The organism is Herbidospora cretacea, assembly GCF_001570605.1.
Taxonomy (GTDB): domain Bacteria; phylum Actinomycetota; class Actinomycetes; order Streptosporangiales; family Streptosporangiaceae; genus Herbidospora; species Herbidospora cretacea.
The window spans coordinates 152,988-172,695 of the sequence record NZ_BBXG01000007.1; the positions used below are offsets into that span (position 1 = coordinate 152,988).

A 19,708-nucleotide genomic window follows, 5' to 3' on the forward strand; every position below is an offset into this window, starting at 1 on the left:
GGTTCAGTACATGTACTAGACCGAAAATTGCTAACTTCCCGCCTATGCGTATCGGGGTTTACGTCGACGGATTCAATCTCTACTACGGGGGCCGCGCCACATGCGGGCGAGGCACACCAGGATGGCGCTGGCTCGATATCCGAGCTCTCGCCCACTCGCTGATTCAGCAGCGACGGGCGCACATCGAACGTGTCGTGTACTGCACGGCCCGCATCGACGGGGCGACAGATCCTTCTCGGCAGGCTGATCAGGACAGATATCTGAAAGCACTGCTCGCTCACGGCAGCGTCGACCACATCGAATACGGCCATTACGTGGCTCGCGTCAAGAAAGCTCCGCTGGCCGTTGAGGATGCCAGAGGCCGTCCTCAACTGGTGGTGCCGCAATGGCCGCTAATGATTCAGGACGAGAACGGAAGACACATGGACAAAGCGGTCTTCATGGGGTCCTTCGCGAATCGGGAGGAGAAGGGCTCCGACGTCAATGTCGCTTCTCATCTCATCCTCGATGTCTTCACCGGAGTCGTCGACGGCGCGGTGGTCATCTCCAACGACAGCGACCTCCGTTTCCCCATCCAGAAGGTGCGGGACCTTGTGCCGGTGGGGCTGGTGAATCCGGCGCCCGGCCGCCTGGCCGGAGCGTTGCGGGACCAGGCTGACGCGGGTGTCGGCGGTCACTGGTGGCGGCAGCTGACCAGCGCGGACTTCTTCGCTCACCAACTGCCCGACCCGGTCGCCAACTACACCCGCCCGCCTGACTGGTGACGGATCACTCAGAAACTCGCCACGCACAGCAAACGATCAGCTACAATCGAAGTAACACCACCCGGTTCCCTTGTGGGCCGGGTTTTTTTATTGCCTGAAACCGCTCACCTCGACTGCAGGGCGTCGAGCGCCACCGCCATGGCGATGACCAGGCGGCGGTCCAGCCTTGGGTCGTTGATCTCGATGGCGTATCGGTCGCGCAGGCCCCACTTGCGGTCGACCGAGAACGCGATCGACGCGCCCACGCTGAAGTCGAAGTGGTAGGGCAGCCACTCCAGGGAGTCGGCGAAGCGCCTTAACAAGGCCACCGACAGCCGGCGTTCCGTTCCCGTGTACGTCGGCAGGCCCGGCTGCTGGACGTGCCACGTCGAGCGGAGCAGCGACTTGCCGAAGTCCTTGCGGAACATGCCGATCGACGTGCCGGAGGCGTCGACCACGTCGTAGCCGCTCGCGAGGTCGATCACCTTCCGCGCCTTGAAGGAGGCGAGGGCCTCGGCGCGGGACTCGTCGGTGTAGAAGGTCACCTGTTCCTTGAGGGTCAGGCGTTTCTGTTCGGCGAACGCGACCACCGAGCCCTCGGAGCCGTCGGGTGACTCCGTGCTCACCACGTAGCGGTTGACCATCGGGGTGATCTTCTGGCGAAGGATCAGCTTCGAGTGGGTCTGGAGGACCGTCGCGTCCACAAGAACCTCCGTTTTCAGGGCTTTTTCCACCCTATTACCCAAGATCCCCTGTCAGATAGCGCTGGACGGACGGGCCTACGGAGATCGTCAGTTCGTCGACGGTCATGCTCGCCAGGGGCTCGACGGCCAGGACGTAGCGGGCGAAGGCCAAGCCCATGAGCTGGGCGGCGGCCAGGATCGCGCGGCGGTCGGGGTGTTGCCCGGGGAGGTTCTTGGCCAGCGGGGCGGCCAGGGCGCCGCCCATGAAGTCGCGCATGATCTGGGCCGCGGCGGGTGTGGTGGCTATGGAGCCGACGATGGCGCGGATTCTGGGGCCGGTCTCGGGGCTCTCCCAGACCTCCAGGTAGCGGCGCGTCAGTCGTACACCCAGCGAGGAGAGGTCGCCCGCCAGGACCGACGCGAGTTCCTCGATCGGCATGGCGCCGCGCAGGGCGGCGTCGAAGAGGCCGTCCTTGTTGCCGAAGAAGTGCATGACCAGGGCCGGGTCGACGTCGGCGGCGCGGGCGACGCCGCGGATCGTGGTGGCGGCGTAGCCGGACTCGGTGAAGGAGGCGATGGCGGCCTCCAGGATCGCGTCTCTCGTCTGGGTCGAGCCGGTGCGGCGGCCGGTCTTTCCTGTCTCCATGGGGACTATTCAACCATGTTGAATTCATCTATGTTGAACTCAACAGCGTTGAAGTCATCAATGGGAGAAATCATGAAGAGGCTGATCCCGGCCGTGGTGCTGGCCACGCTCATCGGGATGTTCTTCGTCGGGTCGTTCGTCGGGGCGCTGCACGCGCCCGAGCCCCACGACGTGCCGGTCGGCGTCGTCGGGCCGCCGCAGGCCCTCGCGCAGATGGCCCAGAAGCTCGACGGCAAGTTCGAGCTCACCGGCTACGCCGACGAGGCCGCCGCCCGGGAGGCGCTCGGCGGGCGCGAGGTCGACGCGGTGCTGCTGCCGCAGCAGCAGAAGCTGGTGGTGGCGAGCGCGGCGAGCCGGTCGGCGTCGACGGTCATCACCTCGGTGTTCACCGCCGCCGCGCCGCTGACCGTGGAGGACGCGCATCCGCTGCCGCCCGGTGACCAGGGCGGGATCGCCGGGATGTTCTTCGTGATCGGGCTGGTCGTCCCGGGCATCGCCATCGGCGTGGCGGCGGGCCGGGAGAAGGCGCTGCCGGGCATCGGGGCCGTCGTGCTGGCCGGGGTCACCGCCGGGCTGGCCAACGCGTGGCTCGGCGACGTCGTGTTCGGCGCGCTGCCCGGGGCGTTCCTCGGGCTGGCGGGGGTCTCGGCGGCGGTCGTGATCACGCTCGGGCTGGTCGTCTCGGGGCTGGTGCGGCTCATCGGGACGGCGGGCGCGGGGCTCGCCGGTCTGCTCTTCGTGGTGATCGGGGTGCCGGCCAGCGGCGGGCCGCTCGGGGCGCGGTTCATTCCCGAGTGGTACGCGGCGGTCGGGAGCTTCCTCCCGGTGGGGCAGGGATCGGCCGCCATCAGGAACGTCGTGTTCTTCGACGGAGCGGCTCTCGGGATGCCGCTGCTGGTCATGGCGGGTTGGGCCGCGGTTGGCTTGACCCTGACCCTCTCAGCGAGGTCTCAGGTCAGAGGTGCATCATTCGTGGGGTGAGGTTGATTCGCCGGTTGAAATGGCCGGCCATGGCGGGGCTGGCCGTGCTGGCGTACCTCACGCTGCGGGAGGCCCTGCCGGCGCCGTCCGAGGTGTGGGACGTGATCACCGCGGCCGACTCCAACTGGCTGATGGTGGCGGCGGCGTTCCAGGTGCTGGCGATGGTCGTCTTCGCCCGGTTCTTCCGCCGGCTGCTGGCGCTCGGCGGGGTCACGGTCTCCCGGCCGCGCATCCTCGCGGTGACCTTCGCCAGGAACGCCGTGGCGGGGTCGCTGCCCGCCGGGCCGGTGGTGTCGGTGGCGTACACGACCCAGGTGTTCGCCAAGCTCGGGGCCGGGAAGCGGCTGATCGCGGCGGTGCTGGTGCTGGCGGCCGGCTACTCCGGGGCGACGTTCGGGCTGCTGGCGCTGGTGGCGCTGGTCTTCTCTCCGGGGACCCGGGTGATCACGCTGATCGCGCTCGGCGCGGTGGTCGTGCTCGGCGTCCTCGTCTTCAAGGCGGGGCATCTGATCGACCGGATGCCCAAGGTCGCCGGGCAGTTGCGGGCCACCTTCGCCACCGTCGGCGGGACCCGGCGCGACCACTTCCGGCTGGCCCATCTGGCGCTGCTGAACTGGGTGCTCGACGTGATCAGCCTGGGGGCGGTCTGCGTCGCCATCGAGGCGACCGCCAACCCCCACACGGTCCTGCTGGGCTTCGTGGCGGCCAAGACGGCCGCCGCGCTCGCGGTGGTGCCGGGCGGTCTCGGGGTGGCCGAGGTGGGGATGGCGGCGACGTACATCGCAGCCGGGATGTCGGGCGGGCAGGCGGCGGCGGTCGTGCTGCTCTACCGGCTGGTGTCCTACTGGATGAACCTCGTCCTGGGCTGGATCGCGTGGATCCTCCTGCACGACTCGATCCGCAGGACCCTCGTCGGAGGGCTGGTCAGGTTCGGGGCGGCGCTGAGCCCGTTCGCCTATCCGCCCTCCGACCGGCACGCCGCCCCCTAGGGGCGCAGCCCGTCGAGCAGCCGGGCCACCGTGCGGCGGCGCAGGTCGGGGGTCCATCCGGCGGCCAGCGCGCCGTGGCAGGCGGCGGTCAGCAGCGCGGTGACCTCGTCGGCCGCCACGCCGGCCCGCACCGTGCCGGCTTCCCGCGCCCGCGCGAGCAGCACCTCCACGACCCCGCCCAGCCCCGCCACCTGGCGGTCGACCCCCACGTCGGTGCCGCCGGCGGCGAGCAGGTGGACGACCGTGCGCGCGCCCGCCGCGTGGTCGACGACCTCGGCGAAGAACGTGAACAGCGCCTGCCCGTCTCCTTCGGCGGCCAGCGTCGCGGCCCGGACGGCCAGCCGCTCCTGGACGTCCTTCATCAGCGCGGCGAGCAGGTCGGCCTTGGTCGGGAAGTGGCGGAAGACGGTCCCGATCGCGACCCCCGCCGACCGGGCGACCTCCTCGGTGGACGCGGACGTCCCCAGGGCGTCGAAGACCTCGGCGGCGGCGGCCAGGATGCGGGCCCGGTTGCGCCGGGCGTCGGCGCGCAGAGGAGGTTCGGGCATCGGCTCTCATTGACAAGGTGAGTGGTGACTCATAATTTAGGCCAGACAAAGTGAGTCGCCACTCATGTTAGGAGTCCAGCGTGCTGCTGACCGGACCTCGCGAGGCGTTCGAACGATTCCGCGACCACCTGCTGACCCCCGCCGCCCCCGGCCTCGAACACTTCCTGGCCGACGACGGGGTGGTGGAGAGCCCGTTCGCCCCGCCGGGCGCGCCCCGGCGCGTCGAAGGGCGGCAGGCGTTCGCGGCCGGAGTGGTGCCGCAGCGGGAGGCGCTGCGGGCGCGCGTCACGTTCACCGACGTGCGGGACGTGGTCGTCCACGAGACGGCCGACCCCGAGGTGGCCGTCGTCGAATACGAGATCGAAGGGGTCCGGGAAGCCGACGGGATGCGGGCGGCGGCGCCGTTCGCCGTGGTCGTGAGGGTGACGGACGGGAAAGTGGCGCTCTGGCGGGAGTACCAGAACCCGGCGGCGATGGCACTCCTCGTCACCTAGGGGTTTTCTCAGGGTTCGTGGTGGAACGGGGCTATTTGCCGGTTCGTTGAGCCGGATAACCGAACCACACGATGGAGGAACTCCTGATGCACCGATCCCGTCACCACAAGATGATCGCCGGGGTCTGCGGCGGCATCGCCGAGCGCTACAACATGTCCCCGACGGTCGTCCGTCTGCTGTTCGTCGCCTCCTGCATCCTCCCCGGCCCGCAGTTCGTGGCGTACCTGATCATGTGGGTGCTCTTCCCCAAGGCACCCGCGCAGAAGTACGCGCACCACTGACCTATCCTCGGTTCCATGGACGCACGGCCGCTGACCCTGATCCACGATGAGCTGGTCGACTACGAGAAGGCCATGGCCACCATGGACGAACTCATCGCCGACCGGCAGGAGGATCGCCGACCCGACACCCTGTGGCTCCTCAGCCACCCGAAGGTGTTCACGGTCGGCCGGCGGACCCTGACAGAACACCTGCCCGACCCCTCCCACGGGATCCCCGTGGTGACGACCACCCGGGGCGGGCAGCTCACCTACCACGGCCCCGGGCAGCTCGTCGGTTATCTGATCGTCAAGCTGCGCACCGGAGAGGGGGTCGTCGACTACATCCGCGAGGTGGAACTCCGGCTGGTCGACGCCCTCGCCGCGGTCGGCGTCGAGGCCGAGCGGCGCGACACCCCGCCCGGCTCCGAACTGCTCACCGGGGTCTGGACCCGCGCCACCGCCCGGAAGATCGTCTCCATCGGCATGCGCGCCTCCAAGGGCGTGACCAGCCACGGCTTCGCCATCAACGTCGACGGCGACCTCACTCCGTGGGACCTGGCGGTGCCCTGCGGGATGCCCGACGTCGACATGACCTCGGTCTCCCGCGAGACCCACACCGGCGACATGGCGACGGTGGCCGCCGCCGTGGCGGCGGCCTTCGAAGCTAGCTGACCGATTCCTCGTCCACGGTCCTGCGGGGGCCGGTGAACCAGTGGCGGGCCGACAGCGCCCACCACAGGCCGACGCCGAGCACCATCACCCCGACGACGATGGGTGCGAAATTCACCGCCGTCCAGGTGAAGTCAGCGCTGAACGGCACGCCGGCGGGGACCAGCGGCATGATGAAGTAGATCGACACGATCGCGATCTCGATGATCGCGATCCAGCTCATCACCTTGTACTTGCGCCCGAGCGTCCACGGGCCGGGCTGGAACCGGTCGCCCATCCGCAACCGCAGGTAGATCGGGATCGCGAAGGCGATGTAGAGCCCGATGACCGCGACGGAGACGACCGCGTAGAACGCCAGCGGCGCGCCACCGGGCGCCTCGTAAAGGGCGGGCAGGGTCAGCACCAGGGCCGCGACGCAGCCGAGGATGATCGCGTTCACCGGTGTCCGGTTCCGGTCCACCCTGGACCAGAGCCGCCACCCAGGAACGGCACCGTCCCGGGAGAACGCGTAGGTCATGCGTGACATCGAGGTCACACAGCTCATACCGCAGAAGAACTGGCCGATCGTGGAGATCGCCAGGATCGCGTTGGCGAGGTTGCCCGACAGGGCGGTGTCGAAAATGGTTGCGACGGGGACCTTAGAGGCACTGATCGCGTCGACGTCGGTAGCAGCGAACAGGAACGCCAGCAGCAGGATCCAGCCGCCGATCGCCGAATAGAAGATTGACTGCCAGAGGCCGCGCGCTGCGGACATGGACGCGCCCTGGGTCTCCTCCGACACGTGGGCACAGGCGTCGAATCCGGTGATCGTGTACTGGGTGAGCAGGAAGCCCAGCGGCAGTACATAGAACCAGAAGCTGCTGTCGCTGAAGCCCGAGTTGTTGATCGTCTCGGTGAAGACGAATGAGAAGGACTGGTGCGAGTCCGGACCGAAGATCAGAATCAGCACGATGATCGCCGCACCGAATACGTGCCACCAGACCGAGACGTTCTGGAGCAGCGCGATCAGCCGGTGGCTGTAGACGTTGATGAGGGCGTGCAGTGCCAGGACGACCGCGAACAGGATGAACGTCGTCGTCAGCGAGACCTCAAGACCGACGAACCGGTTCAGGGTGATGTTCAGGAAGGTCGCGCAGCCGTAGTCGACCGACGCGGTCACCGCCACCAGGCCGATCAGGTTGAACCAGCCGGTGAACCAGCCGTGGATCGGCTTGCCCATCTTCGCGGCCCACCAGTAGATGCCGCCCGCCGTGGGATAGGCCGACACCAGCTCCGACATGCACAAGCCGATGATCAGAATGAAGATCGAGATGATCGGCCAGCCCCACGAGATGGCGATGGGGCCGCCGTTGTTCCACGCCTGGCCGAACGTGGTGAAGCAGCCGGCCAGGATCGAGATGATGGAGAAGGAGATCGCGAAGTTGGAGAAGCCGCTCCAGGTCCGGGACAGCTCCTGCTTGTAGCCGAGTTCCGCCAGCCGTTTGGCGTCCTCGTCGAGGGATTGAGCCATTGAGGCCTCCTCATGCCGTGCTTGGGGGGATTACCGGCCAGCGGCGTCCATGAGGGATCCGAAGCCGGGGTCCGTGAGATCGCCCGTCGCCTTGGCGAACTTGGTCGCGGCTTCGGCGTTGTAGTCGAAGTCGCGCTGCTGGGCGACCAGGCCGTGGTGCACGACGAACCAGAGTGTCCAGGTCAGATTGGACATGATCGCGTTCAGTCGCACACGGGCGATCAGCGCCTCGTCGTGGGTGCCGAAATAGGCTCGGGTGAGCCGTTCGACGTCGTCGGGGTCGAAGGAGGCCTCGGCGGCGATGTCGCCCAGTTCGAAGCAGGGGTCGTTGTTGCCGGAGAGCTGGTAGTCGACGATTCTGACCCGGCCGTGCGCCTCGATGAAGTTCTCGGGGAGCAGGTCGTTGTGGCAGGGTACGTCCGTTATGTGGCGTTTCGCCAGGGTCTCTTCGATCGCGTGGACGGTCCCGGCCCACTCGAAGTAACCGGCGGGGGCCGGCAGGCCGTGCTCCCGGCACAGGGCGGTGAAGGCCTCGTACTTGCGGAAGATCGAGAAGTCGTTGGCGAAGCGCGGGCCCGCGTGGAGCGCCTTGCAGGCCGCCGCGATGCCGGCGATCCGGTCGCGGACGGCGGGGGCGTCGAGCGTCACGCCGTCGATGTACTCCAGGATCAGCGCGCCCGGCAGTTCGTGCAGCACCCGGGCGCCCACGCCGGTCCCGGCGGCGACCACGGTGTTGGCGATCTCCTGGTCGAGGGGGAGGCCGAGCCCGGTCGCGGCGATCTTCGGATCGAGCACGCGCAGCAGCCAGCGGTCGCCCTCGTCGGTCTCCACCCGGGCGATGTAGTGGCTCAGGCCGCCCTTGATCCGCGTGTGCGTGACGGGCCGTCCGGCCCAGGACGCGACCAGACCCAGCGCGTCCGCGACGGGATCTGGCATGCGCTGCTCCTTTTGGTCTACGTTTAGACCATTGATCGCATTTTGGGCGTCAGTTGTTACAGGACGGTACCGATGGTGCAACTTCCCGCAGACGCCCGCGCGGTCGTCGTCGGGGGCGGGGTGGCCGGGTGTTCGGTCGCCTACCACCTGGCCCGGCTCGGCTGGCAGGACGTCGTCCTCGTCGAGCGGCACGACCTGACCGAGGGGACGACCTGGCACTCGGCGGGCTTCGTCGGGCAGCTCCGCTCGACGGTCACCCAGACCCGCATGATCATGTACTCGGCTGGTTTGTACCCCGAACTCCGCGATCTCACCGGCCTCGACCCCGGCTGGCACGGCGTCGGCGGGCTCCGGCTCGCGACCACGCCCGAGCGGCACGAGGAGCTCGTCCGGCAGGCCGGCGCGGCCGAGACCTACGGGCTCGACCTGGAACTTCTGACCGGCGCCCAGGCCAAGGAGCGGCTGCCGCTGCTGGAGACCGACGACGTGCTGTCCGCACTCTGGCTGCCCGGCGACGGCTGGCTCGACCCGGCGCGGCTGGCCCAGGCGCTCGCCGAGGGCGCCCGGAGACTCGGGGTGCGGATCTTCACCGGGGTGACGGTCACCGGGCTGTCGGTGGAGAACGGCCGCATCGCCGGAGTGCGCGTGGGCGATCACGTCATCCGGACCGAGACGGTCGTCAACGCGGCCGGGGCGGCGTCCGGGGTGATCGGGCGGATGGCCGGGGTGGATCTTCCGATCGTGCCGATCAAGCACCAATACGTCGTGACCGAATCGACCGGGGTTCCGGACGGCATGCCCACGGTCCGCGACCCCGACAACATCGTCTACTTCCGCGAGGAGGGCGGCGGCATCCTGGTCGGCGGCTACGTCCGCACCCCGCAGGTCTGGGACGAGCCCCACCCGCTCCGGGAGCGCCGGTTCCTGTTCGAGCCCGACATGCCGAAGTTCGAGGAGTCGTGGACGTCGGCCGTCAAACGCCTGCCCCACCTGCGCGAACGCGGCGAGATCGTCAAGGTCGTTCATGGGCCCGAGGCGTTCACCCCCGACGGGGAGTTCCTGCTCGGGGAGACCTCGGTACGCGGCCTCTGGGTCGCCGCCGGTTTCTGCGTGCACGGCCTGGCCGCCGCCGGGGGCGTGGGCAAGGTGACCGCCGAGTGGATCGTCGACGGGGCCCCCGAATACGACATGTTCGCCATGGACGTCACGCGCTTCGGGCCGCAAGCCCGGTCTGCGGCGTGGGCGCGGGCGAAGGTGCTGGACTCGTACAGCGCCTATTACGACATCGTCTACCCGGGTCAGGAGCGCCTCGCCGCTCGCCCGCTGCGGCGCTCGCCCGCCTATGCCCGGCACGCCGAGCTGGGCGCGGAGTTCGGCGAGAAGGCCGGCTGGGAGCGGGTCAACTGGTACGGTGCGGCCACCACTGACGCGCCGCGGCCGAAGGGCTGGGCCGGGCGGATCTGGTCGCCGGCGGTCCGGGAGGAGTGCCTGGCCACTGCCAACGCGGCCGGGCTGTTCGACCAGACCTCGTTCGCCAAGTTCGACCTGCGCGGCTTCGAGCCGCTCCAGGCGCTGGCCGGGAACGACCTCGACCGCCCGGTCGGCACGGTCGTCTACACCCAGCTGCTCAACGCGCGCGGCGGCATCGACGCCGACGTCACGATCACCCGCCTCGGCGACGACTGGTTCCGGCTGGTGACGGGCACCGCCTTCGGCGGCCACGACGCGGCGCTGCTGCGCCGGAACGGCGTCGACGTCACCGACGTGACCTCGGCCCACGCCTGCTACTGCCTGTGGGGACCGGCCTCCCACGACATCCTGAGCAGCCTGACCGGCGACGACCTGGGCTTCGGCTACATGCAGTCGCGGGAGATCAGCGTCGGCTATGTGCCGGTCCGCGCCCAGCGGGTGACCTTCGTCGGGGAGTACGGCTGGGAGCTCTACACGCCGGTCGAGTTCGGGCTGACCCTGTGGGACACGCTGATGGAGGCCGGGGCCCCGCTCGGGCTGCGGCCCGGCGGCTACAAGGCGATCGAGTCGATGAGACTGGAGAAGGGCTACCGGGTCTGGGGCTCCGACATCACGCCGGAGACGACCCCGTTCGAGGCCGGGCTGGGCTTCGCCGTCAGGAAGACGCTTCCCCGCACCGAATCGGCGGTCGAACTCGCCTGCCTCGTCGTCGACGACCCGTCGGAGGTCTGCCTCGGCGGCGAGCCGGTGCGGGTCGACGGGGCGCCGGCCTCGCGGGTCACCTCGGGCGGCTACGGCCACCGGACCGACACCTCGATCGCCTACGCCTACCTGCCCAAGGGCGTGACCAGGGTGGAGGTCGGCGTGAACGGCGGCTGGACGGGGGCCTCCGTCCATCGCGGCGGCCCCGTCTACGATCCGGCGAACCTCAGGGTGAGATCACGGGGGCAGTTCTGAGCGGTTGGGCAGGCCCTGCCAGGTCGAGTGGCTGGCCACGGCGAACGCCGCGACCGCGATGCCGCGCTTGAGGCGGTCGGAGGGGTGGACCCCGTCGAGGTGGGCGCTCAGGTAACCGGCCACGAACGCGCCGCCGACCTCGGTGGCGTCGACGACCGTCACGGGGGCGGCCTGGGTGTCGTACCGGAAACCCTCGACCGTGGCGCTCGCGCCCTTGCTCCCGCGCATCACCACGAGTTCGGGCACCCGCGCGAGGGCGGGCTCGACCAGGCTGAGCTCGTCCTGGTTGGCGAAGAGGATGTCGGCCGAGGCGGAGAGCTCGCGCAGGCCCTCGCGGGCCTCCTCCACGCTGTCCCACAGGTTCGCCCGGTGGTTCACGTCGACCGAGACGAGCACTCCGGCGTCCCTGGCCAGCTTCACCGCGTGGTGGACGGCGCTCCACGCGAACCCGCTCAGCGCCGGGGTGATGCCGGAGACGTGGAGGATGCGGGCGTCCTGGAGGGCCGTCGGCACGTCACCCGTCGACAACCGCGACCCGGCCGAGCCCTCGCGGTAGAAGACGGCGTGCGCGACCCGGCCGATCCGGCGCTGGCGCAGGGCCAGGCCGCTGGCGGCGGTCTCGTCGACGCGCATGTGGGAGACGTCCACGCCCTCGCCACGCAACACCGTCGAGGTGCGGACCCCGATCTCGTCGTCGCTGACCCGGCCGACGTAGGCCACCGAGTGCCCGAGCCGGGCCAGGCCGACCGCCACGGTCAGCTCCGGGCCCTCCAGGTCGAGCCGGGCGGACATGTCGTGCCGGATCCGGTCGGCGGTCACGACGCCCAGCACCTCGCCGAGCGTGAACAGTTCGGTCATACGCACTCTTCTCCGCTATTGATCGGAAGAAGCATGGCAGAACCGTTCCAATGCCGGGAATGGTGTCGGCCCCCGCCCATGGAGGAGGCGGGGGCCGAAGATCGGTGAGTGCTCAGAAGGCGTCGTCGCGCCGGGAGTGCCGGCCGCCTGCCACGAGCTGGTCGTTGTCCTCGGCGCGGTCGACCGGCCGGGTCTCGTCGCGGTCGTCGACGCCGTTGTGGTTCTGGTCGACGAGCTTGCGCTCCAGGTTCCGCTTCTCGCTCTCCAGCCGGGAGACGCGGTCACGCTCGGCCAGCCGCTCCTCGCGCAGGCGGCGGCGCTTGGTCACGCTGCGGCGCATGCCGCCGCTGACCATCGCCAGGCCGATGAGGACGCCCGCCGCGGTGGCCGCGCCGAGCAGGAACATCTCGAAGGCGGTGAGCGTGAAGTTCCAGTCGAAGACGGAGATGGGGGTGGAGGCCGTCGCGGTGGTGTCCTGAATGGAGATCTCGATCAAGACTGCACCCGCGACCACGATCAGGAGAAGGCCCAGAAGAACCATGTGTTCTCACCTCGAATGCAGATGTGGCGTGGCCCACTCGTCTGCCCGCGAATCAGCCGTTCATGTCTGCCCAGGCCCGTTCTTTCCGGCGCGGCGCCACCTCCGCCGGCCCGGCCAGGGCGGTGAACAGGTCGCGGCGTTCCGCCCCGCCCAGTTCGGTTCTCAGCCTGTACGCCTCCGCGGCCAGCCTCCCCATCCGCTCGATCGTTGTGTACTCCTCGGCGAACCGGCTCAGGCCGGGGAGCGTGAGAGGGCGGTCCAGGCGCCCCGGCCTCACGGTGGGCCGCCGCCGCTTCGGGCTGGCCCCAGCGCCGCCGGGATGAAGGATTCCGGCTGGAACCGGGGCGTCGGGGAAGGTCGGAGATCGCGTACCGGAAACCGATGCCGCCGCTCAGACCGGCTCATATCGCCTCCGAGAGCGGAATGCCCGACTGCTGGAGCATCCGGCTCACCAGGCCGCCGCGTGGTGGGTGCCGCCTCCGGTCGGCGGGGACCACGGATGAGGGCGTCATCTCCCGGTTTTACATCGGGCGATCCATGAACTCCATTTGACCGGGTAGGGGGCTTTCATGAGTGAGCTGCAGCAGGTTGAAGAGGAGATCGCCCGCATTCGCGCCGAGGCCCGTTCCCTGCGGGAGCAGATCGGCGACCGGGCGGGTGACGGCCCGGCCGACTCGGCCGAGCTTTCCTCCCTCATCGCCAACGCCGACCAGCTCGACACCCTCGCGGAGGAGCTGGAAGGCCGACGAGAAGCCCTGAAATCCCAGGGCTGACACCCCGTGATCCGCGCTGCCCCGGTCGGCGCGGACAGTGTCACCATGACCCGCTTACGCCGACGTCGAAGGCCGTGACCAGCGGCGTTCGGTCGCGTTGAGAGCGGTGACCGACGGCGTTCGGTGGCGTTGAGAGCGGTGACCGCCGGTTGGCGGAAGTGTGATCGGTGGCGTTCGGTGCCGGTTGGGTCCGGCGCGACCCTTCCGGCACCGACGGTCCGGTACTGCTCGCACCTTCTTGCCACGCATCCCGCAGTGCCTCCTGCGGTGATTCTGCGGTGTCCTCCGCAGTGCCTCCTGCGGTGGACCGTCGAGCGCGCCCTGTCTCCGGCCCCGCGTGCCTGACCACCTGGGCTGATCTCCCCATGGGACCTCCTCGGCGGAAAGACGGCGCTGAGCCGTGCCTGAGAGAACAGAAAGCGCTCTCGCGGCAGGATCGTCCTGCCGAATCTGGACTTTTGTCAAGACTAGGATTAACTTGCGGGAAATCCAGTGACAATCGAGAAAGCGCTCTACCTGATTCAGGAGATCCCTGATGCACGCCTGTGAACTGCTGAAACACGTGAAAACGCCAGGGAACGTTCCCTGGAGGTCACGACGATCGTTATCTCGCAGCCCATTGACAACCCCCTGGGCCCAGCTCGACCCTCACTCCAGGGAACGTTCTCTTCATGATCAAAAATAGGAAGGTTCCATCGGCATGTCTCACCCCCCTCGCCGCCGTGCCGCGCGGCTGCTGGTGCTCCTGATCGCCGCTTCCCTCCTGGCCGCCTGTGGTGGTGGCGAGAACACGCCGGCCCCGGGCGCCGCCAGTGGTTCGGCCGCTCCCGCCAACACCGAGCCGGTCAAGCTGACAGTCGCCCTCTTCAGTGACTTCCACTACGGGCCGCTGTACGAGGAGTTCAAGAAGACCCACCCGAACGTCGAGATCACCGAACGCCGGGCGCAGTTCAACGACCACCACAACAACCTGGTCACCCAGGTCGCCACCGGCGCGGGCGCCGCCGACATCGTCGCCGTCGAGGGCGGCTTCATCGCCACCTTCCGCGAGGTCGCCGACAAGTTCCACAACCTGAACGACTACGGCCTGAACTCCCGCCAGTCGGAGTACCTCGACTGGAAGTGGCAGCTCGGCCTGTCGAAGGACGGCTCCCAGCTCATCGGCCTCGGCACCGACGTCGGCGGCCTGGCCATGTGCTACCGGCCCGACCTCTTCAAGGAGGCCGGCCTGCCGACCAACCGCGACGAGGTCAGCGCCCTGTGGCCGACCTGGGAGCAGTACGTCGAGACCGGCAAGAAGTTCGTCGCCGCGGGCGGCAAGGCCGCCTTCACCGACGGCCCCGGTGAGCACTTCCGTGCGATGGTCGAGCAGGCCCCCGTCGGCTTCTACGACACCAGCGACAAGGTCGTCGTCGGCAGCAACCCCGACGTGCGCAAGGCCTGGGACGTCGCCGTCTCGATGATCCAGAACAAGCTGTCGGGCAAGCTCACCGCGTTCACCCCCGAGTGGACCACCGGCATCGCCAAGGGCACCTTCGCGACCATGGTCTGCCCCGCCTGGAAGACCGGCGTGATCAAGGACCAGAAGCCCGGCGAGGGCACCTGGGACATCGCGGCCGTGCCCGGCGGCGGCGGCAACCAGGGCGGCACCCACCTGCTCGCCCCCAAGCAGGGCAAGCACCCCAAGGAGGCCGCCGAGCTGATCAACTTCCTGACCAGCAAGGAGAGCCAGCTCTCCCTGTGGAAGGACGCCTCGGCCCTGCCGTCGTTGCCCGCCCTGTACACCGACCCGGCCGTCGCCGACTTCGTGAACCCCTACTTCGGCGACGCCCCCATCGGCAAGATCTTCACCGACGCCGCCAAGGCGCTGAAGCCGCAGTACACCGGCCCCAAGTCGGGTGACGTCAACGTGGCCATGGGCAACGGCCTCGGCCGCATCGAGCTCCAGGGCCAGGACCCCGAGGAAGCCTGGAAGCAGGCCGTCGCGGACTCCGAGAAGATCAAGTAGCCGTACGCCGCGGGGTGGCCCCACCGGGGTCACCCCGCCTTCCCTCGAAAGGAGCGCCATGGCCACGCGTGCCCCGGAACGTCCCGCGCCGCCACGGCGACCGGGAGGCAAGCGCCGGCTGACCGCCCGCCACTGGCGGCACACCGTCGACGTCAAGGCCTCCCCGTACGCGTACGTCGCCCCGTTCTTCCTGCTGTTCTGCGCCTTCGGGCTCTTCCCCATCGGCTACACGCTCTGGGTGAGCCTGCACGAGTGGACGCTGCTGGACGACGAGCACACCTTCGTGGGCCTGGAGAACTTCCGGGTCCTGCTGGCGGACTCCTACTTCTGGAACGCCACGTTCAACACGCTGTCGATCGGCCTGCTGTCGATGCTGCCGCAGCTGCTGCTGGCCCTGTGGCTGGCCCATCTGCTGAACCGGCCGCTGCGGGCGCAGAACTTCTTCCGGATCACCCTGCTGCTGCCCAACGTCACCAGCGTCGTGGCGGTCGTGGTGATCTTCTCGCAGATCTTCGGCCGCGACTTCGGCCTGATCAACTGGGTCATCACCAGCTTCGGCCTCGACGGGATCGCCTGGCGTGACGGCACCCTGAGCTCCCACGTGGCCATCTCGACCATGATCATGTGGCGGTGGACGGGCTACAACGCGCTCATCCTGCTGGCCGCGATGCAGGCCGTACCGAGAGAGCTGTATGAGGCCGCCACCATCGACGGCGCGTCGAGCTTCACCCAGCTCCGCAAGGTCACGGTGCCGATGATCCGGCCCACGATCGCGTTCGTGGTGATCACCTCGACCATCGGGTCGATGCAGATCTTCGCCGAGCCGCTGCTGTTCGGCGCCTACACCCTCACCGGCGGACAGGACCGGCAGTACCAGACGCTCTCGCTGTTCTTCTACGAGAACTACATGCGCCTCGACTTCGGCTTCTCCTCTGCCATCTCCTGGATGATCTTCGTCTTCATCCTGATCATCGCAGGGATCAACTACCTGCTCACCAACAGGATGAAGGGAAGCATCCGATGACCGGCCGTCGGGTCAACAACCGGCTGACCTACCTCACCCTGACCGCGGTCGCGTTCTTCTTCACGATCCCGCTCTACTACTCGGTCGTGGTGGCCTCGCGCGACAACGCGTCGCTGGCGTCGGTGCCGCCGCCGCTCTTCCCCGGCGGCAACTTCTTCGAGAACGTCTCGCGGGTCTTCGACACCGTGCCGTTCGGCCTGGCGATGCTCAACTCGGTCCTGGTGGCGGGCTCGATCTCGATCTCGGTCATGTTCTTCTCGACCCTGGCCGGCTTCGCCTTCGCCAAACTGCGCTTCCGCGGCCGCAACATCCTGCTGCTCATGACGGTCGGCACGATGATGGTGCCGACCCTGGCCGGAATCATCCCGCTCTACATCCTCATGGTGAAGCTGGAGTGGGTCGGTTCCCTGTACGCCGTCGTCGTGCCCGCCCTGGTCAACGCGTTCGGCGTGTTCTTCATGACGCAGTTCCTGTCCCGCGCGCTGCCGACCGAGCTGCTGGAGGCGGGCCGGGTCGACGGCTGCACGACCTGGGGCCTGGTGTGGCACGTCGTCTTCCCGGCGGCCCGCCCGGCCGCCGCCGTGCTCGGCATGCTCACCTTCATGACGGCCTGGAACGACTACATGTGGCCGCTCATGGTGCTCACCCCGGAGAACCCGACGGTCCAGGTGGCGCTCTCCACCCTCGCCGCCGGTTACGTCAACGACTACGTGATGGGCCTCGCGGGGACCGCCCTCGGCACCCTGCCGCTGGTCATCGTGTTCGCCCTGCTCGGCAAGCACATCATCGGAGGAATCATGCAGGGGGCGGTCAAGGGATGACGCCGGACATCGAGTTTCCCGAGGGGTTCATCTGGGGCGCCGCCACGGCGTCGTACCAGGTGGAGGGGGCCGCCCGGGAAGACGGCCGCGGCGTGTCCATCTGGGACACCTTCGCGCGCACCCCCGGCAAGGTCGCCGACGGCCACACCGGAGACGTGGCCTGCGACCACTACCACCGCTATCCGGAGGACGTGCGTCTCATGGCCGATCTCGGCCTGGACGTCTACCGCTTCTCCACCGCCTGGCCCCGGGTCGTCCCCGACGGCTCGGGCCCGGCCAACCCCCGCGGCCTCGACTTCTACGACCGCCTGGTCGACGAGCTCCTCGCGGCGGGGATCACCCCGTACGTGACCCTCTACCACTGGGACCTGCCCCAGAACCTGGAGGACCGCGGCGGCTGGACCTCCCGCGACACCGCCTACTACTTCGCCGACTACGCGGCGGCCGTGCACGCCCGGCTCTCCGACCGGGTCTCCACCTGGACGACCCTGAACGAGCCCTGGGTCTCGGCGTTCCTCGGCTACGGCAGCGGCGTGCACGCCCCCGGCGTCACCGACCCCGCCGCGGCGTTCAAGGCGGCCCACCACCTGCTGCTCGCCCACGGCCTGGCCGCCCAGAACCTGACCGGCACCCTGGCCCTGACGCTGAACATGGCCCCGGTCGTGACTCCGGCGCAGATCCTGGACGCGGGGATCGCGCTGTCGGGGGAGGACTCCGCCGCCGTGCACCTGGTGGACGCCCTGCTCAACCGGCAGTTCCTCGACCCGGCGCTGAAGGGGACCTACCCGGCGGAGGTCCTGGAGATCGCCGAACGCCACGGCGGCCTCGACCACATCCGCGACGGCGACCTGGACATCATCTGCCAGCCGATCGACCTGCTCGGGATCAACTACTACAACCCGTGCGTCGTCCAGGCCGCCGCCGGAGCCGTGGCCCCGACGGCCTGGCCGGGCACCGACGGCGTCGAGTTCGCCGTCATCGAGGGCCCGCAGACCTCCATGGGCTGGCCCATCATCCCGTCGGGCCTGTCCCGGCTGCTGGTGCGCCTGTCGCGCGACTACCCGGACGTCGGCCTCCTCGTCACCGAGAACGGCGCCGCCTTCCACGACAAGGTCGTCGGCGACCGGGTGCCCGACAGCGACCGGGTCTCCTACCTCGACGGTCACCTGCGCGCCTGCCACGAGGCCATCGCGGCGGGAGCCGATCTGCGCGGCTACCTCGTGTGGTCCCTTTTCGACAATTTCGAGTGGGCGGAGGGGTACCACCAGCGATTCGGTATCGTTCGAGTCGATTACGCCACTCAGCGCCGCCTGCCCAAGGACAGCGCCCTGTGGTATCGCGACGTCATCCAGCGGAACGGCATCGAGTGAAACGTCCTACCTTGGAGGCGGTCGCCGCCCGCGCCGGCGTGTCCAAGTCGACCGTCTCAAGGGTGGTCAACGGCGACACGACCGTGACGCCGAACTTCCGCGAGCTGGTGCTGCGGGCGGTGAACGAACTGGGCTACGTGCCCAACTCGGTCGCCCGCAGCCTGGTGACCCAGCGGACGAACTCGATCGCCCTGGTGGTGTCCGACCCGCCCGCCGGCCTGTTCTCCGACGACCCCATGTTCTCGGCCGTGGTGCGTTCGGCGTCGCGGGCGCTGGAGGCGGCGTCCAAGCAGGTCGTTCTGATGCTGGCCGGGTCGGACGAGAGCCGGGTGCGCGTCCAGGAGTACGTCGCCGCCGGTCACGTCGACGGCGTCATGCTCGTGTCCTTCTACGGCGCCGATCCGCTTCCAGCGGCGCTGATGCGGATGGGCCTGCCGATGGCGTCCTTCGGCAAGCCCGTCTCGGCGCCCTCGGTCCCCTACGTCGACAACGACAACCTGGGCGGGGCGCGGCAGGCCGTCGAGCACCTGCTGGCCCGGGGACGGCGGCGGATCGCCACCATCTCGGGGCCGCTCGACATGATCGCGTCCCAGGACCGGCTGACCGGGTATCGCGAGACGCTGCGCGACACGGGCCGCCGGTCGATCATCGCGGTCGGCGACTTCACCAGGGTGTCCGGGGACCAGGCGATGTGCCAGCTCCTGGAGGACGACCCCGGGCTCGACGCGGTCTTCGCGGCGAACGACCTGATGGCCATAGGAGCACTGCACGCCCTGAGACGGGCCGGCCGGCGGGTGCCGGACGACGTGGCCGTGGTCGGGTTCGACGACATAGAGGCCGCGCTCTACACCGACCCCCCGCTGACCACGGTCCGCAGCCCGATGGCCGACCAGGCGCTCGCCGTGGTCAGCCTGCTGCTGGGGCTGTTCGAGGACGGGCCCGCCGACCCGGTGATACTGCCGACGGAACTGGTGGTCCGGGAGTCGGGCTGATCAGCGGCGCAGCGCCCACTCCACGGCCGGGCAGCGGTTCATGACCACGTCGAGCCCGGCCGCCAGCGCCCGGTCGCCGGCCTCCTCGTCGTAGACGTCGAGCGGCAGCCAGACCGCCCCCGCCCCGATCTCGACGGCCTCGTCGATCATGCCGCCCGCGAAGGCGGTGCGCCGGTAGATCGCGACCACCTCGACGGGGACCGGTATCTCGGCGAGGGTCCGGTAGGTCGTCTCGCCGAGGACGGGGCGTCCGTCCGGATGGACCGGAATGATCTTTTTGCCGCGTTGCTTCATGAGTTGTGCCTGGTTGTAGACGGTCCTGCCCGGATCGCCGGACAAACCGACGAAAGCCCACGTCGTCGTCTCGTTCAGCAGGCGCCGGATGACCGTCAGGTCGGCGAAACGATCTCCCATGTCTTGGTGCAACAACGTGAT

22 protein-coding genes are annotated in these 19,708 nt (G+C 69.0%); 13 read left to right on the top strand and 9 right to left on the bottom strand.

Annotation, left to right across the window (positions count from 1 at the left end; translation table 11 throughout):
* The first annotated feature begins 44 nt into the window (after positions 1–44).
* Entirely contained in the window at positions 45–764 is a 720-nt protein-coding gene (locus tag AW270_RS15210; protein WP_061294984.1) for a PIN domain-containing protein, read from the top strand.
* A gap of 104 nt (positions 765–868) precedes the next feature.
* On the opposite strand, the gene AW270_RS15215 is transcribed toward AW270_RS15210, so the two are convergent.
* The gene (locus AW270_RS15215) at positions 869–1,447 is read right to left on the bottom strand and encodes an LURP-one-related family protein (RefSeq protein WP_218009229.1); all 579 of its coding nucleotides are present in this window, start codon (positions 1,445–1,447) and stop codon (positions 869–871) included.
* A gap of 34 nt (positions 1,448–1,481) precedes the next feature.
* Positions 1,482–2,072 carry a TetR/AcrR family transcriptional regulator gene (locus AW270_RS15220; RefSeq protein WP_061294985.1) on the bottom strand — a complete coding sequence of 197 codons (591 nt, stop codon included), beginning with the start codon at positions 2,070–2,072 and terminating at the stop codon, positions 1,482–1,484.
* Positions 2,073–2,144: 72 nt separating this feature from the next.
* On the opposite strand from AW270_RS15220, the gene AW270_RS15225 reads away from it, so the two are divergent.
* A complete protein-coding gene (locus AW270_RS15225; RefSeq protein WP_061294986.1) occupies positions 2,145–3,053 on the top strand; it encodes an ABC transporter permease in 909 nt (302 codons plus the stop codon).
* The gene (locus tag AW270_RS15230; RefSeq protein WP_157522001.1) at positions 3,050–4,042 is read left to right on the top strand and encodes a lysylphosphatidylglycerol synthase transmembrane domain-containing protein; all 993 of its coding nucleotides are present in this window, start codon (positions 3,050–3,052) and stop codon (positions 4,040–4,042) included. Before AW270_RS15225 ends, AW270_RS15230 begins: the two co-directional genes overlap by 4 nt.
* Here AW270_RS15230 and AW270_RS15235 read toward each other — a convergent pair.
* Positions 4,039–4,590, bottom strand: coding sequence for an SbtR family transcriptional regulator (locus AW270_RS15235; protein ID WP_061294988.1), 552 nt, complete (start codon positions 4,588–4,590; stop codon positions 4,039–4,041). The genes AW270_RS15230 and AW270_RS15235 overlap by 4 nt on opposite strands.
* Positions 4,591–4,670: 80 nt before the next feature.
* On the opposite strand from AW270_RS15235, the gene AW270_RS15240 reads away from it, so the two are divergent.
* The 3 genes from AW270_RS15240 (at position 4,671) to lipB (ending at position 6,016) form a co-directional block, all read left to right on the top strand.
* Entirely contained in the window at positions 4,671–5,084 is a 414-nt protein-coding gene (locus tag AW270_RS15240) for a nuclear transport factor 2 family protein (RefSeq protein ID WP_218009230.1), read from the top strand.
* Between the two features lie 86 nt (positions 5,085–5,170).
* Complete coding sequence (locus AW270_RS15245) at positions 5,171–5,365, top strand: PspC domain-containing protein (protein WP_082801605.1); 195 nt, start codon at positions 5,171–5,173, stop codon at positions 5,363–5,365.
* A 15-nt stretch (positions 5,366–5,380) separates the two neighbouring features.
* Positions 5,381–6,016: a lipoyl(octanoyl) transferase LipB gene (lipB, locus tag AW270_RS15250; RefSeq protein WP_061294990.1), complete on the top strand. Its 636-nt coding sequence runs from the start codon at positions 5,381–5,383 to the stop codon at positions 6,014–6,016.
* On the opposite strand, the gene AW270_RS15255 is transcribed toward lipB, so the two are convergent.
* Both AW270_RS15255 and AW270_RS15260 read right to left on the bottom strand, forming a co-directional pair.
* Positions 6,009–7,523, bottom strand: a complete 1,515-nt coding sequence (locus AW270_RS15255; protein ID WP_061294991.1) for an amino acid permease — start codon at positions 7,521–7,523, stop codon at positions 6,009–6,011. The two genes, lipB and AW270_RS15255, sit on opposite strands and share 8 nt — an antisense overlap.
* Positions 7,524–7,553: 30 nt before the next feature.
* Positions 7,554–8,459, bottom strand: a complete 906-nt coding sequence (locus tag AW270_RS15260; RefSeq protein ID WP_061294992.1) for a phosphotransferase — start codon at positions 8,457–8,459, stop codon at positions 7,554–7,556.
* Between the two features lie 75 nt (positions 8,460–8,534).
* Here AW270_RS15260 and AW270_RS15265 point away from each other — a divergent pair, with 75 nt between their 5' ends.
* The gene (locus AW270_RS15265; RefSeq protein WP_169807320.1) at positions 8,535–10,886 is read left to right on the top strand and encodes a GcvT family protein; all 2,352 of its coding nucleotides are present in this window, start codon (positions 8,535–8,537) and stop codon (positions 10,884–10,886) included.
* Here the strand turns inward: AW270_RS15265 and AW270_RS15270 are convergent.
* The 3 genes from AW270_RS15270 to AW270_RS15280 form a co-directional block, all read right to left on the bottom strand.
* Positions 10,869–11,744: a sugar kinase gene (locus AW270_RS15270; RefSeq protein ID WP_061294993.1), complete on the bottom strand. Its 876-nt coding sequence runs from the start codon at positions 11,742–11,744 to the stop codon at positions 10,869–10,871. The two genes, AW270_RS15265 and AW270_RS15270, sit on opposite strands and share 18 nt — an antisense overlap.
* Positions 11,745–11,856: 112 nt before the next feature.
* Positions 11,857–12,285 (bottom strand): hypothetical protein, encoded by a 429-nt coding sequence (locus AW270_RS15275; protein ID WP_061294994.1) that lies wholly within the window; start codon positions 12,283–12,285, stop codon positions 11,857–11,859.
* A gap of 52 nt (positions 12,286–12,337) precedes the next feature.
* Positions 12,338–12,562 carry a hypothetical protein gene (locus AW270_RS15280; protein ID WP_061294995.1) on the bottom strand — a complete coding sequence of 75 codons (225 nt, stop codon included), beginning with the start codon at positions 12,560–12,562 and terminating at the stop codon, positions 12,338–12,340.
* 292 nt (positions 12,563–12,854) lie between these two features.
* On the opposite strand from AW270_RS15280, the gene AW270_RS15285 reads away from it, so the two are divergent.
* The 6 genes from AW270_RS15285 (at position 12,855) to AW270_RS15310 (ending at position 19,273) form a co-directional block, all read left to right on the top strand.
* Positions 12,855–13,058 carry a hypothetical protein gene (locus AW270_RS15285; protein WP_061294996.1) on the top strand — a complete coding sequence of 68 codons (204 nt, stop codon included), beginning with the start codon at positions 12,855–12,857 and terminating at the stop codon, positions 13,056–13,058.
* Positions 13,059–13,758: 700 nt separating this feature from the next.
* Complete coding sequence (locus AW270_RS15290; RefSeq protein ID WP_061294997.1) at positions 13,759–15,066, top strand: ABC transporter substrate-binding protein; 1,308 nt, start codon at positions 13,759–13,761, stop codon at positions 15,064–15,066.
* Between the two features lie 58 nt (positions 15,067–15,124).
* Entirely contained in the window at positions 15,125–16,090 is a 966-nt protein-coding gene (locus tag AW270_RS15295; RefSeq protein ID WP_061294998.1) for a carbohydrate ABC transporter permease, read from the top strand.
* A complete protein-coding gene (locus AW270_RS15300) occupies positions 16,087–16,911 on the top strand; it encodes a carbohydrate ABC transporter permease (RefSeq protein ID WP_061294999.1) in 825 nt (274 codons plus the stop codon). Before AW270_RS15295 ends, AW270_RS15300 begins: the two co-directional genes overlap by 4 nt.
* On the top strand, positions 16,908–18,281 hold the full coding sequence (locus AW270_RS15305; RefSeq protein WP_061295000.1) for a GH1 family beta-glucosidase: 1,374 nt from the start codon (positions 16,908–16,910) through the stop codon (positions 18,279–18,281). The genes AW270_RS15300 and AW270_RS15305 overlap by 4 nt, the downstream gene beginning before the upstream one ends.
* Positions 18,278–19,273: a LacI family DNA-binding transcriptional regulator gene (locus tag AW270_RS15310; protein ID WP_061295001.1), complete on the top strand. Its 996-nt coding sequence runs from the start codon at positions 18,278–18,280 to the stop codon at positions 19,271–19,273. The genes AW270_RS15305 and AW270_RS15310 overlap by 4 nt, the downstream gene beginning before the upstream one ends.
* On the opposite strand, the gene AW270_RS15315 is transcribed toward AW270_RS15310, so the two are convergent.
* Positions 19,274–19,687, bottom strand: a complete 414-nt coding sequence (locus AW270_RS15315) for a CoA-binding protein (RefSeq protein ID WP_061295002.1) — start codon at positions 19,685–19,687, stop codon at positions 19,274–19,276.
* Positions 19,688–19,708 lie beyond the last annotated feature (21 nt).

What these genes read in the sequence shown, in the direction of transcription:
- AW270_RS15225 (WP_061294986.1), top strand. Translation starts at nt 2,145, where the DNA reads ATGAAGAGGCTGATCCCGGCCGTGGTGCTGGCCACGCTCATCGGGATG.
- AW270_RS15260 (WP_061294992.1), bottom strand. Translation starts at nt 8,459, where the DNA reads ATGCCAGATCCCGTCGCGGACGCGCTGGGTCTGGTCGCGTCCTGGGCC.
- AW270_RS15315 (WP_061295002.1), bottom strand. Translation starts at nt 19,687, where the DNA reads ATGGGAGATCGTTTCGCCGACCTGACGGTCATCCGGCGCCTGCTGAAC.
- AW270_RS15295 (WP_061294998.1), top strand. Translation starts at nt 15,125, where the DNA reads ATGGCCACGCGTGCCCCGGAACGTCCCGCGCCGCCACGGCGACCGGGA.
- AW270_RS15305 (WP_061295000.1), top strand. Translation starts at nt 16,908, where the DNA reads ATGACGCCGGACATCGAGTTTCCCGAGGGGTTCATCTGGGGCGCCGCC.
- AW270_RS15255 (WP_061294991.1), bottom strand. Translation starts at nt 7,523, where the DNA reads ATGGCTCAATCCCTCGACGAGGACGCCAAACGGCTGGCGGAACTCGGC.
- AW270_RS15290 (WP_061294997.1), top strand. Translation starts at nt 13,759, where the DNA reads ATGTCTCACCCCCCTCGCCGCCGTGCCGCGCGGCTGCTGGTGCTCCTG.
- AW270_RS15275 (WP_061294994.1), bottom strand. Translation starts at nt 12,285, where the DNA reads ATGGTTCTTCTGGGCCTTCTCCTGATCGTGGTCGCGGGTGCAGTCTTG.
- AW270_RS15210 (WP_061294984.1), top strand. Translation starts at nt 45, where the DNA reads ATGCGTATCGGGGTTTACGTCGACGGATTCAATCTCTACTACGGGGGC.
- AW270_RS15270 (WP_061294993.1), bottom strand. Translation starts at nt 11,744, where the DNA reads ATGACCGAACTGTTCACGCTCGGCGAGGTGCTGGGCGTCGTGACCGCC.
- AW270_RS15235 (WP_061294988.1), bottom strand. Translation starts at nt 4,590, where the DNA reads ATGCCCGAACCTCCTCTGCGCGCCGACGCCCGGCGCAACCGGGCCCGC.
- AW270_RS15220 (WP_061294985.1), bottom strand. Translation starts at nt 2,072, where the DNA reads ATGGAGACAGGAAAGACCGGCCGCCGCACCGGCTCGACCCAGACGAGA.
- AW270_RS15300 (WP_061294999.1), top strand. Translation starts at nt 16,087, where the DNA reads ATGACCGGCCGTCGGGTCAACAACCGGCTGACCTACCTCACCCTGACC.
- lipB (WP_061294990.1), top strand. Translation starts at nt 5,381, where the DNA reads ATGGACGCACGGCCGCTGACCCTGATCCACGATGAGCTGGTCGACTAC.
- AW270_RS15245 (WP_082801605.1), top strand. Translation starts at nt 5,171, where the DNA reads ATGCACCGATCCCGTCACCACAAGATGATCGCCGGGGTCTGCGGCGGC.
- AW270_RS15285 (WP_061294996.1), top strand. Translation starts at nt 12,855, where the DNA reads ATGAGTGAGCTGCAGCAGGTTGAAGAGGAGATCGCCCGCATTCGCGCC.